The following is a 364-nucleotide window of genomic DNA, read 5'->3' as shown; positions in this document are numbered from 1 at the left end:
TTCCAGTCGAGTGTCAGGCTGCGGCACGAAGGTATGGCCCTTGCGGATGATCAGGGTGATCACACTCGGGTCAGGCAGTCGCAGTTCCAGCACCGTCACGTTGTGCAGCCGCGACTGCGGCAACACAGTGAGAGTCAGCAGCTCGGCGTCGAGCACGTCGAGGGGCGCCGACTCCACCTGAAGCTCGCGGGTGATGTCCCGCCGGATGAGCCCGAGCCAGTGCGCGATCGGCTTCAGGCTGGGCCCCTGGACCAGCGTGAAAACCACGACCAGCACGAACACGATATTGAGCAGCCGGTGGCTGTCGGGGACGCCGGTGACGATCGGGTAGGTGGCCAGCACGATCGGCACCGCACCGCGCAGC

At 65.9% G+C, this 364-nt stretch carries 1 pseudogene; it reads right to left on the bottom strand.

What is annotated here, in order from left to right:
• Window positions 1-364: pseudogene (locus H7I57_RS23005) on the bottom strand (potassium/proton antiporter); the annotation flags it as partial.

Source organism: Mycolicibacterium pyrenivorans, assembly GCF_025821625.1.
In the GTDB taxonomy this organism is placed as follows: Bacteria; Actinomycetota; Actinomycetes; order Mycobacteriales; family Mycobacteriaceae; genus Mycobacterium; species Mycobacterium pyrenivorans.
This window is presented reverse-complemented; position numbering and strand designations above follow the sequence as displayed.